The following is a 14,795-nucleotide window of genomic DNA, read 5'->3' as shown; positions in this document are numbered from 1 at the left end:
TCAAAGTAGTAAAAATGGCCATCATCAGAAAAAATCCTTTCTTCGAAATTTATTTTGAAGATGGTCATTTAATAATAAATAATACTGATTACAGGAAAGATAACAGCGTAATTGACATTGAAAACATTCAAAGTTTAGAGCTAATAAGACATTTATCTCTCTTGAATAAAATTATAGAAGTGACGTTTGGTCTGAATTTTCCAGCAAAATCTTATGAATTGAGAATAAATATGGAAAACGGTTTTAAAGATATTATTCTAACCGACTGTAATATCAGCCAAGTTGAACTCTTTATATATGATATTAATCAAATAATTAACAAAAAACCTGATTTTCAATAAATTAAAAATAATTTCATGAAAATATGTCCTGAATGTTCCGCTAAAATTGTTGGCCGTGAAGACAAAAAATTCTGTTCTGATAGCTGCCGCAATGCCTTTAATAACAAAATGAATAAAGATAGTACGAATTTCATGCGAAATATAAACAACAAGTTACGCAAAAATTACCGTATTTTGGCAGAGCTAAATGTAGATGGAAAATCGAAGGCTACTCGAGACAAAATGCTAAACAAAGGCTTTGATTTTGAGTTCTTTACAAATATATTACAAACCAAGACAGGAAATACCTATTATTTTCTGTATGATCAAGGTTATCGATCCTTGGACAATGATTATTTTATGCTTGTTAAAAAAGAAATATAGATAGTATTATTCACCATGAGAAAAAACCAAACCTCAATTCTAGCCATAGCCTGTGTTTTAGCCTTACTCGGCATTGTATACGCCACGATGATGCCACAAGGGATTTCTAAAGATGATGAAGCACTTGCAGAATTCTCGACCGAAAGAGCCTTAAACCAAGTTGAGATTATAGCACAGAAACCTCACTATGTCGGATCAACTAATCACGAGCTGGTTGCTAATTATCTAAAACTAGAATTGAACAGAATTGGCCTTGAAACGAGTATTCAGGAAGGTTTTACTCTTAATGACAGAGGTCTTTTGGTAAAGTCAAAAAATATTTTGGCTAGAATAAAAGGAACAAATAACACCAAAGCGCTTTTACTTCTTTCCCATTATGACAGCGCTCCGCATTCTTTTTCAAAAGGTGCCAGCGACGATGCTTCTGGTGTTGCAACTATTCTAGAAGGAGTTCGCGCTTTTTTATACTCCAAACATCCTCAAAAAAATGACATCATTATACTATTTTCTGACGCTGAAGAATTAGGTTTAAATGGTGCGGCATTGTTTGTAAATAAGCATCCTTGGGCAAAAGACGTTGGTTTAGTTTTAAACTTTGAAGCTCGCGGAACTTCTGGTCCAAGTTATATGTTAATGGAAACCAATAAAGGAAACGAAGCTATGGTTAAAGCATTTTCTGATGCTAAAACTTCTTATCCGGTATCCAACTCATTGATGTACAGCATTTATAAAATGCTTCCAAACGATACCGATTTAACAGTTTTTAGAGAACAGGGAAATATTCAGGGTTTCAATTTTGCTTTTATTGACGGTCATTTCAATTATCATACACAGCAAGATGATGTCCAGCATTTAAATAAAACAACTTTAGCGCATCAAGGAACTTATTTGATGCCGTTGTTGAGATACCTGACTAATATTGATTTGACTAAAACAGAAGCTACAGAAGATAACGTTTACTTTAGTGCTCCATTTTCTTTCATCAATTATCCTTTTTCTTGGGTAATGCCAATGACATTAGTTGCTTTTGGATTATTGGTCTTATTTCTTTTTGTTGGAAAAGTAAAAAGAATTATCTCGTTCAGAGAAGTTTTTAAAGGTTTCGTTCCGCTTTTAGGTTCTATTATTATATCTGGTTTAGTAACCTTTTTAGGATGGAAACTTATTCTTGAAATTTATCCGCAATACTCTGACCTTCTAAACGGATTTACCTATAATGGCCATGCCTACATTGGGGCTTTTGTAACTTTGAGTATCGCCATTTGTTTTGCTTTCTATCATCATTTTTCTGAAGCAAAAATTACAATGAACCATTTTGTAGCGCCTTTGCTACTCTGGATTATCATTAATGCTTATTTAGCCAATAGTTTAACGGGTGCTGGTTTCTTGATTATTCCTGTTTATTTCGGAATTTTATTATTCGGAATATTCGTTTTCACACAGCATTACAGTTTAGGAGTGAATCTTCTTTTTAGTATTCCAGCATTAGCGATCATAGCGCCATTTATTGTAATGTTTCCGATTGGTTTAGGACTTAAAATTTTATTTGGAAGCGCTGTTCTAACCGTTTTACTCTTCGGATTAATGTTGCCTATCTTTGGAGCATTTGCTAGAAAAGGTGCCTGGATTGTAGTTTTCTTTCTAGCTTCTATTTCATTTTTCGTTTACGCAGGTTATCATTCAGGCTATGAATATGGCAAAGCAAAATCCAATAGTTTATTATACGTTTTAAATGGCGACAACAATTCTGCTGCCTGGACAACTTACGACACAAATTTAGACGAATGGACAAAATCGTATTTAGGAGAAAAAACTCAAAAAGCGGTTGGTTTAAATACACTTCCACTTGCTAGTAAGTACAATTCGACTTTTACATACAGCGCGATAGCGCCTGTTGTTGATGTTCCAAAGCCGACCGTTCAGTTTTTAAGAGACAGTGTTATTGGAAATAATAGATATTTAAAAATCAAAATTACTCCGAACAGAAAAGTAAATCGTTACGATATTTACGCTAATCCAAAAATGACGTTTTATAATTTCAAAGCAAATGGAGTGGCTACTTCTGGAGAAAAAGGAAACCGTTTGCAAAGAGAAGACAGCAAAATCCTGTGCTATTATGTTGTGGGCAACGAACCGCTTGTGATGGATTTCTACATTCAAAAATCATCTCTTTTTGATATGGATTTAATTGAAAGTTCATTTGATTTGATGAGCAATCCGCTGTTAAATGTTAAACCAAGAGAAAATTGGATGATGCCGACGCCTTTTGTTCTTAATGATGCCGTTTTAATTCATCAGAAAATAAAAAGATACACCGCTCCACTAAAACCAATTGTACCTGTAGTTGTCAAAGACAGTTTGAATGTGTTAAAAGACACAATAAAACCGGCTATTAAATCAGAATAGAAGTTCAGCATTTTAACCTTAATCTCTAAAAGTACATGGAAAAAAAATTCATTCTTTTTTTAACTTTTGCAAGCTTTTCAATACTTCATTCACAAACTATTGAAGAAAAAATTGCAGCCAAAACATGTGAATGTTTGCAAAAAACCTCAAACATTACCAATGAAATTTTTAGAGATTGCTTGACAAAACCAATGGGCGAACTGGTTATGACTGATAAAGACCCAAAAGTGCGAGAATCTTTTAATACTGTAGAAGGCATTCAGACCATGCTTCTTAGAGTTCAAGCAATTGTTTCAAAAGAATGTCCAAAGTTAGTACCCGCGATTATTGAGAATAAAGATGACATTTATTACGGAAAATCTAAAAATGAGAGCGCTCAAAACTCTTATATAATTGGACAAGATTTCATGGATCAAAAGAACTTTAAATTGGCGATTGAAAGTTTTCAATTAGCTTTAAAAGCAGATCCAAATTTTGTTCTTGCCCTTGACGACATGGCGGTTTCTTACAGACAATTAAATGATTACGATAACGCGATAAAATATTATAAAAAATCGCTGGAAATTTATCCTGAAGGAAATTTTGCCTTAATGAATATTGGAGTTGCCTATACTTTTAAATCTGATTATAAAACTGCTATCAGTTATTACCAAAAATTAATTGAATACCATCCTGATAATGCCGAAGGCTATTTTGGTGCTGGAAAAAATTATTTTATGCTAAAAGACGACGAAAAAGCACTGGATAATATGTTTATGGCTCACAGAATTTACACCGATTCCAAATCAGATTATGCAAAAGACTCCGAACAATTTATAGGGGCTATTTATCAAAAAATGAAATCGGAAAACAAAGAAGATCTTTTCAAAAAAATTGCGAAGAAAAACAATATTCAAATAGATTAAACAACAGAAAATATTTCGATTATAAAAAAGGCAGACTTTCAACGAAGTTCTGCCTTTTCTTTTTTAGTCAATATTCCTCTTTAATATGACGCTAAAAACCTTTAGAACTCTGTACCTTTGTTACTTTGAACCTTAAAAAAATGAAAAAAATAAGCATATTAGGTTGTGGTTGGTTAGGATTTCCGTTGGCTAAAAAACTAATCGAAAAAGGAAATTCAATAAAAGGCTCAACAACTTCAGAAAACAAACTTTCGATTTTTGAAAATGCTGGAATAAGTCCATTTCTTGTCAATCTAAGCGAAGACGAAGAAACGCTTGAAAGCGAAAGTATAAATAACTTTTTAGCAGAAAGTGAAATTTTAATTATCGACATTCCGCCAAAATTAAGAACAGCTGATCCTAATTCAGAAAAGAAAATTTTTGTCGAAAAAATTGAAAATCTTATTCCGTTTATAGAAAAATCAAGTGTAAAAAAGGTTCTTTTTGTAAGTTCAACTTCTGTTTATGGCGATGCTAATACTTTAATTACCGAAGAAACTATTCCAAATCCGGAAACCGAAAGTGGTAAACAATTGTTTTTAGTTGAAAATCTTCTTCAAAAAGATAAAAATTTTGAAACTACAATTCTTAGATTCGGCGGACTTATTGGCGAAGATCGTCATCCGGTAAAATTTCTGGCAGGAAAAGAGAATTTAGAAAATCCAGACGCTCCCGTAAATTTAATTCATCAAAATGATTGTATTTCTATTATTGAAGAAATTATAAATCAATCGAAATGGAATGATGTTTTTAATGCCGTAGCGCCTTTTCATCCGACAAGAGCGGAATATTATACCCAAAAAGCAATTGAAAAAAGTTTGATTTTACCGAAATTCAGTTTTCAAAAATCGAATATCAAAAAGGTGATTTCTAGCAAAAAAATTGAAAACGATCTTAGCTATCAATTCAAGTTGGAGCATTATTAAACCATGTAAGTCATAAAAGTTCATTTAATAAAGTTGCAAAACTTTGCGGACTTTAAAAAACAACAAAACTCAAATTACTTATATCGTTAAAAAAAACTTTGCTCCCGATAACTATCGGGATTGCGAAACCTTCCTATCTTTGTGATAACTAAAAAATCATGGAAACAGTTTACATCAATTCGCCTTTAGGAATCACCAAAATAATTGGAGATCAAGATGGTATTGCTGTAATTTCGGTATCTGATGTTGGTACCAATGATGTTTCTAAAGAAATTCCAGAAATCTTACAAGATGCTGTTTTGCAGTTAAATGAATATTTTGAAGGCAAAAGAACGGATTTCAATCTGAAACTAAACCCAAAAGGAACTGAGTTTCAACAAAAAGTATGGAAATCTTTATTGGAAATTCCATTCGGGAAAACGGTTAGTTATATGGATCAAACCAAGAAATTGGGCGATGTAAAAGCGATTCGTGCCGTGGCATCAGCAAATGGTAAAAATCCGCTTTGGATTGTTGTTCCCTGCCACCGCGTTATCGGTACAAACGGATCTTTAACTGGATATGCAGGCGGATTGTCACGCAAAAAGTGGCTTTTAGAACATGAAAACCCTTCTACACAACAAAGTTTGTTCTAGTTTTTGCCACTAATTTTATTAATTTGCACGAATTAGATTTTAACTATCAAAATCTAGATATATTTTCCTGTATTAAAATACTTACTTTAAAATCAAATATGTACATTTATTCTAAATAAAAAATTAGTGTAAATTCGAGTAATTCGTGGCTAAAAAATATGATTGAAAAGATAAACCTTAACAATATTCTCTTTCTTGATATAGAAACTGTACCTGAAGAAGAGAATTTCAATTCGCTTGACGCAGAAATGCAATCACTTTGGGATTTAAAAACGCAATATCAGCGAAAAGACGAATTTAGTCCTGAAGAATTTTACGAACGCGCCGGAATCTGGGCAGAGTTTGGCAAAATCATCTGTATTTCGGTTGGTTTTTTTACAATCAAAGGAGATATCAGAAATTTTAGGGTAACTTCTTTTTTTGGCGAAGAAAAACAAATCTTAAAAGACTTTTCGAATCTGATCAACAATCATTTCAATCAGCCTCAGCATTTGATGTGCGGACATAATTCGAAAGAATTTGATATTCCGTTTATTGCACGTAGAATGATTATCAATCAGATGCCAATTCCAGACAAGATGAATTTATTTGGCAAAAAACCATGGGAAATTCCGCATTTAGATACTTTAGAACTATGGAAATTTGGAGATTATAAGCATTTTACTTCTTTAAAGTTACTAACCAAAATTCTTGGAGTTCCATCTCCAAAAGGCGATATTGATGGAAGTCAGGTTGCTCATGTGTTTTATGTCGAAAAAGATATTGATCGAATTGTAACCTATTGTGAAAAAGATACTATTGCTGTTGCACAGGTTTTTCTTCGTTTGCGACGAGAAGATTTGTTGATAGATGATGAAATTATTCATGTTTAGTTCTTTTTAAGATGCTAAGGTTCTAAGTTTCTGAGATACTAAGATTTTTCTATTTATGGTTTAAAATAATTTTGAATATGATTCATTCTGAAATTTCACATCATCGAATGGTTGCTCAAAAATTGTTTAAGGCAACTTCATCTTCTCCTCAAGAAGTTGTTAAGCATTTTGGTGCAATGCAAGCACAGGATTACGCAATGGCAAAATGGGCAATTGGCTCACGGTGCGATTCTACCGAAAAAGAAATTGAAGAAGCGATTAATTCAGGCAAAATTATCAGAACTCATATTCTGCGTCCAACTTGGCATTTTGTTGCTGCTGATGATATTTATTGGATGTTGGAACTTTCTGCACCACAAGTAAAGCGCCTCTTTGCAACAATGGCTATACAACATGGCTTTGATGAAAAGAAATTTGATCAAGTCAATTCTAAAATAGAAAAACTTCTTGCGGGAAACAATCATTTAACTCGAGAAGAAATCATGAAAGAGCTTAACATTGAAAAAAGTGCAGGCGATTTATCTCCAGTTATTGTAATGATGAATGCCGAATTAGATGGCTTAGTCTGCAATGGAAGAATGAAAGGCAAACAAATTACTTATGCTTTGCTTGAAGAACGCGTTGCAAAACCTAAAGCCAAATTAACTAAAGAAGAAGCTTTAGCCAAACTAGCTCTTCGTTATTTTGAAAGTCATGGTCCAGCAACGGTGTCCGATTTTTCATGGTGGTCAGGATTTCCTGTTACAATCTGTAAAAAAACAGTTAACGCAATTGAGTTGCAATTAAATAATATTACTATTGATAATCAGCAATATTGGTTTAAAAAGGATCTTATTAATGAAGGGAATTTCCGCGAAAGCGTGCATTTTCTTCCCGCTTTTGATGAGATTTTAATTGCTTATAAAACGCGAGAAGCTTCCTTTTTAGCAGCAAATCAATCGAAAGTTTTTACCAATAATGGCATTTTCAAACCCATAATTTTAGAAAATGGAAAAGTGATTGGCATCTGGAAAAGAACTTTCAAAAAAGATCATGCTAAAATAGAAACGGAGTTTTTTAATGAAACTGAAAAGCACAAAAAAGAAATTCTCTTTGAAGGAATTAAGTCTTTTGAAACTTATTTGCAAACCAAAGTTGTGATTGGATAATCAATTTTCCAAAAACGGATAATTAGATTTCGCCCCTCTGGGGCTTTTAATTATAGTCTAACTGATTTCTATAGATATTTCGCTCTTCCAGAGCTTTTTCATTTACATATAATTTTGTTTTCTTAAGTTTAAAATAGCTATGGAAGAGCGTCATATTTATAGCAAATTTAATTTCCCCAACATCCAAAAGCTCCAGCGGAGCGACATATAAACATTTTGAAACAGCTTAAAATCTAAATGTGCAATAGTTTTTATGATTTTTAACTACAAATTCCAGTTTCGTTACTTAAATCTTTATGCGTATTATTGCTAAATAATTACATTTATAAAAAAAATTAGAATTATGGTATTGAGCAGATTTTGGCTAACGATTTTTATTTCTTCGATTGTTTTTATTGTATTCAGCTTGTTTACTGCCAATACTTACACAATTGATTCTGTTTTGAATGGAAAGAAAGACGATCCTGTCTTAGTTTCTGAAAAATACATCGAAGAACTTCCCGCTTTCATTAAAGACAGTATAAAAAAAGCGCCAGATCAAACTATGATCATCAATCGTGACACGCTTAATGCCGATACAACTTACGTTTACAAAAACAAAACCGTAAAAGTTTTCAGCGGACTTCAAAAATCTGATGGTTTACTGCCAACTTGCAAAAGCACTTTAGTTGATTTAATTTTGCCTTTAATTGCCTATTTAGCCTTTTTCTGCGGATTAATGGAACTTTTAATCATTTCTGGAGCTTCTGGAAAACTAGCGAAAGGTTTAAGTCCCGTTTTTGTAAAAGTATTTCCAAGTATTCCTAAAAATCACCCTTCAATATCTTATATGACATTGAATTTTGCTGCCAATTTCTTGGGATTAGATTCAGCAGCAACACCATTCGGATTGAAAGCAATGGAAAGCTTACAAGAGATAAATCCAGACAAGGACAAAGCCAGTGACGCACAAATCATGTTTATGTGTCTTCATGCTTCTGGATTAACTTTGATTGCAACTTCTATCATCGGATATCGCGCAGCGGCTAATGCCAGTAATCCAGCCGATGTTATGCTGCCGTGTATTATAACTTCGTTTATTGGTACCATTGCGGCTTTCTTAATTGTTGGAATTAAGCAAAAAATCAACTTCAGAAGTGCCTCTCTTCTTATTGGTTTAATGGTTTTAATTGCTGCCATTGTTGGTTTATTGATGTATGTGAATCACTTGGATTTAATTGGAAAAAACTATTTCACTTCTAATCTTTCAGGATTAATATTATTGGCTATTATTGCTTTTACCCTGATTTTTTCTTTCAGACACGAACAAAAATTTAAAGATGCAAATACTACCGTTTTTGACACTTTTGTTGTGGGCGCTAATAACGGGGTTAAAACAGGAGTAACTATTTTTCCTTATGTTTTAGGAATGCTGGTGGCAATTTCACTATTCAGAAACAGTGGGTTATTTGAAATTATAAGTGATGGAATCGGATTTGTATTTTCGAATCTAGGCGTAAGCAAAGAAATCACAAATGCACTACCAGTTGCAATGTTACGCCCTTTTAGTTCTGCCGGATCAAGAGGATTTTTAATTGATTCTATGAATACTTTTGGAGCAGACTCTTTAACGGCGAGATTAAGCAGTATTTTTCAATGCAGTGCTGAAAGTACCTTTTATGTAATTGCTGTTTATTTTGGCTCTGTAAACATCAAAAATACGCGTTATGCTTTGGGCACAATGCTTTTGGTCGATTTAATCTGTGTAATTACGGCTATTTTTGTGGCGACTTGGTTTTTTTAAAAATATCATTTTACAACATAAACTGGACTGAAGTCCAGCCCTACAATATGGATTGAGCCTTTGGCTCTTTTTCCTGTATTTGTAGAGCTGGACTTTGTTGATTTACATAATATTATCAAGATACCAAATGTAAAGTTCCGAAGGAACGATTCATTTTGTAGGGCTGGACTTTTTTGATTTACGCAATATTATCAAGATACCAAATGTAAAGTTCCGAAGGAACGATTCATTTTGTAGGGCTGGACTTCAGTCCAGTTAAATATACAATATTAAGATTGTTTTTTGTAAGAAAATTTATATATTTATAACGGATTTTTAATCGTTAATAATTTATACATGTCAAACACCTTTCACCAAGTTTACATACAAGCCGTTTTTGCAGTTAAATACAGAGAAGCACTAATCACAAATGAATGCAAATCAAAAATATTAAGCGTAATAGGAAATTTAATAAATGAAACGGGTTGCAAAACCATAATAGTAAACGGTACCGAAGATCATGTCCATTGTCTTCTAACTCTTAAACCAACGATTTCTGTTTCCGATTTAATGAAAGTTGTAAAAGGAAAATCATCAAAATATATCAATGACAATAAGCTGACAAAATACAAATTTGAATGGCAGGAAGGTTATGGTGTCTTTTCATATAGTAAATCGCACATTGATGCTATCTATAAATATATTGAAAATCAAGAAGAACATCATAAAAAGCAAAACTTCAAAGATGAATATTCTTCTTTTCTAAAAAAATACGATACTAAATTTGATGAACGATGTATTTTTGAAAACTTGATATGATTCTACTATATCAATATAAACTGGACTGAAGTCCAGCCCTACAAAATAAATCGTTCCTTCGGAACTTATATATTGAATTATCATATGCTAGATGAAATTAAATGCATAGTTTCTTCGGAACTGGAAAAAAAGAGCCAAAGGCTCGAATCATATTGTAGAGCTGGACTTCAGTCCAGTTTAAATTGGTTTCAAATTATAAACACACAACCCTTATTCAAATTCTTTCTTAGGTAAATAATTTCTAAATTTGTAAAAAAAACAAAGCAATGATTGATTTTATATACCAAGATCCTTATCCGATCTTAAAGGACGATACGCAGTATCGCAAAATCACCTCAGATTTTGTGAAAGTAGAACAATTTGGAGAACGCGAAGTTTTAACCGTTGATCCAAAAGGTTTGGAATTATTAGCTGAAGAAGCTTTAACAGATGTTTCGTTTATGTTGAGAACGACACATTTGCAAAAACTAAGAAAAATTCTTGATGATCCAGAAGCCACAGACAACGATCGTTTTGTAGCTTACAATTTGCTTCAAAATGCATCAGTTGCTGCTGAAGGTCAGTTGCCAAGCTGTCAAGATACCGGAACGGCAATTGTAATGGCAAAAAAAGGCGAAAGCATTTTTACCGGTGCTGATGATGCGGAATGGTTGAGCCGTGGTATATTCAATACGTATCAAAAAAGAAATTTACGTTATTCGCAGATTGTTCCGATTTCGATGTTTGAAGAAAAGAATTCAGGATCAAATCTTCCAGCACAAATTGACATTTATGCTAAAAAAGGCACTTCTTATGACTTTTTGTTTATGGCAAAAGGTGGTGGATCTGCCAATAAAACCTATTTATACCAACAGACGAAATCTTTATTGAATGAGAAATCTCTTGATGAGTTCATTCGCACAAAAATCAAAGATTTAGGAACTTCTGCTTGTCCTCCATACCACTTAGCTTTGGTAATTGGCGGAACTTCTGCAGAAGCAAATCTAAGCGCTGTTAAAAAAGCATCTGCAGGATATTATGACCATCTTCCAACTTCTGGAAACATGTCTGGTCAGGCTTTCCGTGATTTTGAATGGGAAGAAAGAGTTCAGAAAATCTGTCAGGAAAGTGCTATTGGAGCTCAGTTTGGAGGAAAATATTTTACGCATGACGTTCGTGTCATTCGTTTGCCTCGTCACGCCGCTTCTTGTCCGGTTGGATTAGGAGTTTCTTGTTCTGCCGATAGAAATATTAAAGGAAAAATTACCAAAGACGGAATTTTTGTTGAGCAATTAGAAGTTAATCCGAAGCAATTTTTACCGGAAACTGCTCCGCATTTAGAGGCTCCTGTAGAAATTGATTTAGATCAGCCAATGGCTGATATTTTGGCAAAATTGTCTCAATATCCAGTAAAAACTCGTTTAAAACTGAACGGAACAGTAATTGTTGCAAGAGATATTGCTCACGCAAAAATCAAAGAATTATTAGACGCTGGAAAACCAATGCCTGATTATTTCAAAAACCACCCTGTTTATTATGCTGGTCCTGCAAAAACCCCAGACGGAATGGCTTCTGGAAGTTTCGGACCAACAACCGCTGGACGTATGGATGTTTATGTAGACGAATTCCAGAAAAATGGTGGAAGTATGATTATGCTTGCAAAAGGAAATCGTACCAAACAAGTTACAGACGCTTGCCACAAATACGGCGGATTCTATTTAGGTTCTATCGGAGGTCCAGCTGCAATTTTAGCTCAAGACAATATTCTTAAAGTTGAAGTAGTTGATTTTGAAGAATTAGGAATGGAAGCTGTTCGTAAAATTACAGTGAAAGATTTCCCAGCATTCATTATTACTGATGATAAAGGAAATGATTTCTTTGCTAATTTGTAATTTTCTTAACCCCAAGGAGCGCAAAGATTTACGCAAGGTACCACTTACATTAAAAACAAAAAACCGCCTAAATAGGCGGTTTTACTTTTATATCCTTTGCGAACTTAGCGTAAATCTTTGCGCTCTTTGCGGTTAAACTCATCACGCACTTAAATCTTCTTTTTCAAAAGCCATAAAATGAGACAATTCACCTTTTAAATTATAAACTGGGGTTGCCTCTATTTTACATTTATAAGTTTTTCCATTCTTTCTATAATTTTCAATTGTTTTCACAAAAGAAACCCTCTTTTTTATTGCTTCTCTAATTTCTTTTAAATCTTTCTTAGAAGTTGCTGGTCCTTGGAACATCTTTGGTGTTTTACCTAGAATTTCTTCCTCTTTAAAACCAGTCATTTTTTTTATTCCGCTTGACGCAAAAACTATTTTCAACTCCAAATCAGTGATGACTACTACTTCTTCCTTAATCCTTTCCTGAATATTCAGTTTTTTTTTATCCCAAGTAAATTTACTTGCAATTTCATTTAGTTTTTCCAGATCAATTGTCAGCGCTTTGAGTTCATTAACAAACTCATAATGAAAATCCCAGGCCATAATTGGAACTGAATTTCGTTGTAAAAAATCGTCAGAGCTAGTATTTTTCATAGTAAACTTTTTAGATATCCAACAAACCTTTACTCAAAGATAGAAGAAAAATCTTGTTATTGAATATAGGAACGCTTAATTTAGATGCTAATCTTGTTATCAAAATGTAAATTTTAGTTGCACCGCTACTGCTTTTTTAATTTCATTATTCAAATTACTCAAAGAAATACCCAACAATCTAACCGAGTCTTTCATTTTTTCCTGGTATAATAATTCTTTAATATTCTCCATAATCAAACTCTTATCTGAGATAAAATAAGGAAGTGTTTTACTTCGAGTCTGCTGAGAGAAATCACTATATTTTATTTTTAAAGTAATCGTTTTACCTGAAAGTTTATGGCGCTCCAAACGTTTTTCTAATGATGCCGCGATTCTCTCCAATTGTTCTATCATAAAAATTTCAGATGATAAATTCACATCAAAAGTATGCTCTGTCGCAACCGACTTCGTAATTCTCGAAGACTTCACTTCGCTATTATGAATACCACGAACTACATTGTAATAAAAAGTACCCGATTTTCCGAAGTTTTTTTCAAGAAATTCAAGCGACTTACTTTTCAAATCGGTTCCTGTAAAAATTCCCAACTGATACATTTTTTCCGTTGTTACTTTTCCAACTCCATAAAATTTACGAATAGGTAATTCTTCAAGAAAAGCTTCAACTTCATCCGGATTAACTGTCTTTTGCCCGTTTGGTTTATTGTAATCGCTGGCTATTTTGGCAACAAATTTATTGATTGAAATTCCAGCAGAGGCAGTCAAACCTACTTCATTAAAAATCCTTAATCGAATTTCCTCAGCTAGCAAACTTGCACTCGGATTTCCTTTTTTATTTTTAGTAACATCCAAATAAGCTTCGTCAAGCGAAAGAGGTTCGACTAAATCTGTATATTCATTGAAAATTTTATGAATTTTAGAAGAAATCTCTTTGTAACGATCAAATCGAGGTCTTACAAAAATAATGTCCGGGCAATATTTTTTAGCCAAAACACCGCTGATGGCACTCCGAACTCCAAACTTGCGCGCCTCATAACTTGCCGCAGAAACCACTCCTCTATTTTCTGATCCTCCAACAGCAACAGGCTTTCCGCGCAATTCAGGATTGTCCATCTGCTCTACCGACGCGTAAAAAGCATCCATATCGATATGAATAATTTTGCGATATGTTGGTGTTTCAGACATTTTGCAAATTTACAGCGGAAAGAGCTAAAAAAGCCTTTCTAATGGTTATAAATAGTATCAATTTTTAAAGAATATAAATTAGGTGAGTGCAAACCAATAATTCTTTTTATTTTTGTTCTTCTACTCGAAAAATTAAATAATGCGAACATTTGTTATAGGGGACATTCATGGCGGATTACTTGCACTAGAACAAGTGTTGAAAAGAGCCGAAGTTACTAGCGAAGATACTCTAATCTTTTTGGGCGATTATGTAGACGGCTGGAGCCAGTCTGTTGAAGTAATTGACTATCTGATTGATTTAAAAAGCAAACAAAACTGCATCTGCATAAGAGGAAATCACGATCAGCTGGCATTAGACTGGCTGGAAAACAGACACGATGATTTTGACGAAGAAATGTGGTACAAACATGGCGGAAAAGCAACTGTTGAAGGTTATGCTAAAATTTCCGGCGAAAAGAAAAAAGCACATATCGCTTTTCTAGAAAACCTTCAAGATTATCACTTAGACGAGCAAAACCGTTTGTTTGTTCATGCAGGTTTTACCAATTTAAATGGTGTTAAATGGGAATATTTTTCTAAACTATTTTATTGGGATAGAACACTTTGGGAAACCGCTCTTTCATTAGACCCAAAATTAAAAGAAGATGATTTAAACTATCCGAAAAGATTTACCGTTTATAAAGAAGTTTACATAGGTCATACTCCTGTTACTAGAATCGGGCAGACTGTTCCTGTAAACAAAGCCTGTGTCTGGAATGTCGATACCGGCGCAGCATTTAGAGGTCCGCTTACTATTTTAGATGTCGACACCAAAAAATACTGGCAGAGCGAGCCATTAAACGAATTGTATTTTAACGAAAAAGGTAGGAATTAATTTATTTAAA

Annotated in this window: 14 protein-coding genes; 12 read left to right on the top strand and 2 right to left on the bottom strand. The window is 33.5% G+C overall.

Translation table 11 applies throughout. The features are described from left to right. The first annotated feature begins 14 nt into the window (after positions 1 to 14). The 11 genes from LL966_RS13055 to LL966_RS13005 all read left to right on the top strand — a co-directional run bounded on the left by LL966_RS13055 (position 15) and on the right by LL966_RS13005 (position 12,087). Positions 15 to 341 (top strand): hypothetical protein, encoded by a 327-nt coding sequence (locus LL966_RS13055; RefSeq protein ID WP_229353803.1) that lies wholly within the window; start codon positions 15 to 17, stop codon positions 339 to 341. Between the two features lie 15 nt (positions 342 to 356). After that, complete coding sequence (locus LL966_RS13050) at positions 357 to 704, top strand: hypothetical protein (protein ID WP_184159030.1); 348 nt, start codon at positions 357 to 359, stop codon at positions 702 to 704. A gap of 15 nt (positions 705 to 719) precedes the next feature. After that, entirely contained in the window at positions 720 to 3,110 is a 2,391-nt protein-coding gene (locus LL966_RS13045; protein WP_229353801.1) for a M28 family peptidase, read from the top strand. Between the two features lie 35 nt (positions 3,111 to 3,145). Beyond that, positions 3,146 to 4,015 carry a tetratricopeptide repeat protein gene (locus LL966_RS13040; RefSeq protein WP_229353798.1) on the top strand — a complete coding sequence of 290 codons (870 nt, stop codon included), beginning with the start codon at positions 3,146 to 3,148 and terminating at the stop codon, positions 4,013 to 4,015. A gap of 140 nt (positions 4,016 to 4,155) precedes the next feature. Then, on the top strand, positions 4,156 to 4,980 hold the full coding sequence (locus LL966_RS13035) for a Rossmann-fold NAD(P)-binding domain-containing protein (protein ID WP_229353796.1): 825 nt from the start codon (positions 4,156 to 4,158) through the stop codon (positions 4,978 to 4,980). Between the two features lie 158 nt (positions 4,981 to 5,138). After that, positions 5,139 to 5,615, top strand: a complete 477-nt coding sequence (locus LL966_RS13030; protein ID WP_229353794.1) for a methylated-DNA--[protein]-cysteine S-methyltransferase — start codon at positions 5,139 to 5,141, stop codon at positions 5,613 to 5,615. Positions 5,616 to 5,773: 158 nt separating this feature from the next. Further along, the gene (locus tag LL966_RS13025) at positions 5,774 to 6,487 is read left to right on the top strand and encodes a 3'-5' exonuclease (RefSeq protein WP_229353792.1); all 714 of its coding nucleotides are present in this window, start codon (positions 5,774 to 5,776) and stop codon (positions 6,485 to 6,487) included. Between the two features lie 77 nt (positions 6,488 to 6,564). After that, positions 6,565 to 7,635 (top strand): winged helix DNA-binding domain-containing protein, encoded by a 1,071-nt coding sequence (locus LL966_RS13020; protein ID WP_229353790.1) that lies wholly within the window; start codon positions 6,565 to 6,567, stop codon positions 7,633 to 7,635. A 343-nt stretch (positions 7,636 to 7,978) separates the two neighbouring features. Further along, on the top strand, positions 7,979 to 9,418 hold the full coding sequence (locus LL966_RS13015; RefSeq protein WP_229353788.1) for a nucleoside recognition domain-containing protein: 1,440 nt from the start codon (positions 7,979 to 7,981) through the stop codon (positions 9,416 to 9,418). Positions 9,419 to 9,754: 336 nt separating this feature from the next. Next, positions 9,755 to 10,216, top strand: coding sequence for an IS200/IS605 family transposase (gene tnpA, locus LL966_RS13010; RefSeq protein ID WP_229353786.1), 462 nt, complete (start codon positions 9,755 to 9,757; stop codon positions 10,214 to 10,216). A 266-nt stretch (positions 10,217 to 10,482) separates the two neighbouring features. Then, a complete protein-coding gene (locus tag LL966_RS13005; RefSeq protein WP_229353784.1) occupies positions 10,483 to 12,087 on the top strand; it encodes a fumarate hydratase in 1,605 nt (534 codons plus the stop codon). Positions 12,088 to 12,228: 141 nt separating this feature from the next. Here LL966_RS13005 and LL966_RS13000 read toward each other — a convergent pair whose 3' ends face one another. Both LL966_RS13000 and dinB read right to left on the bottom strand, forming a co-directional pair. Continuing rightward, entirely contained in the window at positions 12,229 to 12,729 is a 501-nt protein-coding gene (locus LL966_RS13000; protein ID WP_229353783.1) for a PAS domain-containing protein, read from the bottom strand. Positions 12,730 to 12,828: 99 nt separating this feature from the next. Continuing rightward, positions 12,829 to 13,911, bottom strand: coding sequence for a DNA polymerase IV (dinB, locus tag LL966_RS12995; RefSeq protein ID WP_229353781.1), 1,083 nt, complete (start codon positions 13,909 to 13,911; stop codon positions 12,829 to 12,831). A 139-nt stretch (positions 13,912 to 14,050) separates the two neighbouring features. Here dinB and LL966_RS12990 point away from each other — a divergent pair, with 139 nt between their 5' ends. Continuing rightward, positions 14,051 to 14,785, top strand: coding sequence for a metallophosphoesterase family protein (locus LL966_RS12990; protein ID WP_229353777.1), 735 nt, complete (start codon positions 14,051 to 14,053; stop codon positions 14,783 to 14,785). Positions 14,786 to 14,795 lie beyond the last annotated feature (10 nt).

The organism is Flavobacterium chungbukense (genome assembly GCF_020805785.1).
Taxonomy (GTDB): Bacteria; Bacteroidota; Bacteroidia; order Flavobacteriales; family Flavobacteriaceae; genus Flavobacterium; species Flavobacterium chungbukense.
The sequence above is the reverse complement of the archived record's forward strand: the minus strand, read 5'-3'. Positions and strand labels throughout refer to the sequence as shown.

Excerpts from the sequence above, each read along its gene's own strand:
- LL966_RS13055 (WP_229353803.1), top strand. The coding sequence starts at position 15 with ATGGCCATCATCAGAAAAAATCCTTTCTTCGAAATTTATTTTGAAGAT.
- LL966_RS13035 (WP_229353796.1), top strand. The coding sequence starts at position 4,156 with ATGAAAAAAATAAGCATATTAGGTTGTGGTTGGTTAGGATTTCCGTTG.
- LL966_RS13005 (WP_229353784.1), top strand. The coding sequence starts at position 10,483 with ATGATTGATTTTATATACCAAGATCCTTATCCGATCTTAAAGGACGAT.
- LL966_RS13030 (WP_229353794.1), top strand. The coding sequence starts at position 5,139 with ATGGAAACAGTTTACATCAATTCGCCTTTAGGAATCACCAAAATAATT.
- tnpA (WP_229353786.1), top strand. The coding sequence starts at position 9,755 with ATGTCAAACACCTTTCACCAAGTTTACATACAAGCCGTTTTTGCAGTT.
- dinB (WP_229353781.1), bottom strand. The coding sequence starts at position 13,911 with ATGTCTGAAACACCAACATATCGCAAAATTATTCATATCGATATGGAT.
- LL966_RS13050 (WP_184159030.1), top strand. The coding sequence starts at position 357 with ATGAAAATATGTCCTGAATGTTCCGCTAAAATTGTTGGCCGTGAAGAC.
- LL966_RS12990 (WP_229353777.1), top strand. The coding sequence starts at position 14,051 with ATGCGAACATTTGTTATAGGGGACATTCATGGCGGATTACTTGCACTA.
- LL966_RS13045 (WP_229353801.1), top strand. The coding sequence starts at position 720 with ATGAGAAAAAACCAAACCTCAATTCTAGCCATAGCCTGTGTTTTAGCC.
- LL966_RS13020 (WP_229353790.1), top strand. The coding sequence starts at position 6,565 with ATGATTCATTCTGAAATTTCACATCATCGAATGGTTGCTCAAAAATTG.
- LL966_RS13025 (WP_229353792.1), top strand. The coding sequence starts at position 5,774 with ATGATTGAAAAGATAAACCTTAACAATATTCTCTTTCTTGATATAGAA.
- LL966_RS13015 (WP_229353788.1), top strand. The coding sequence starts at position 7,979 with ATGGTATTGAGCAGATTTTGGCTAACGATTTTTATTTCTTCGATTGTT.
- LL966_RS13040 (WP_229353798.1), top strand. The coding sequence starts at position 3,146 with ATGGAAAAAAAATTCATTCTTTTTTTAACTTTTGCAAGCTTTTCAATA.
- LL966_RS13000 (WP_229353783.1), bottom strand. The coding sequence starts at position 12,729 with ATGAAAAATACTAGCTCTGACGATTTTTTACAACGAAATTCAGTTCCA.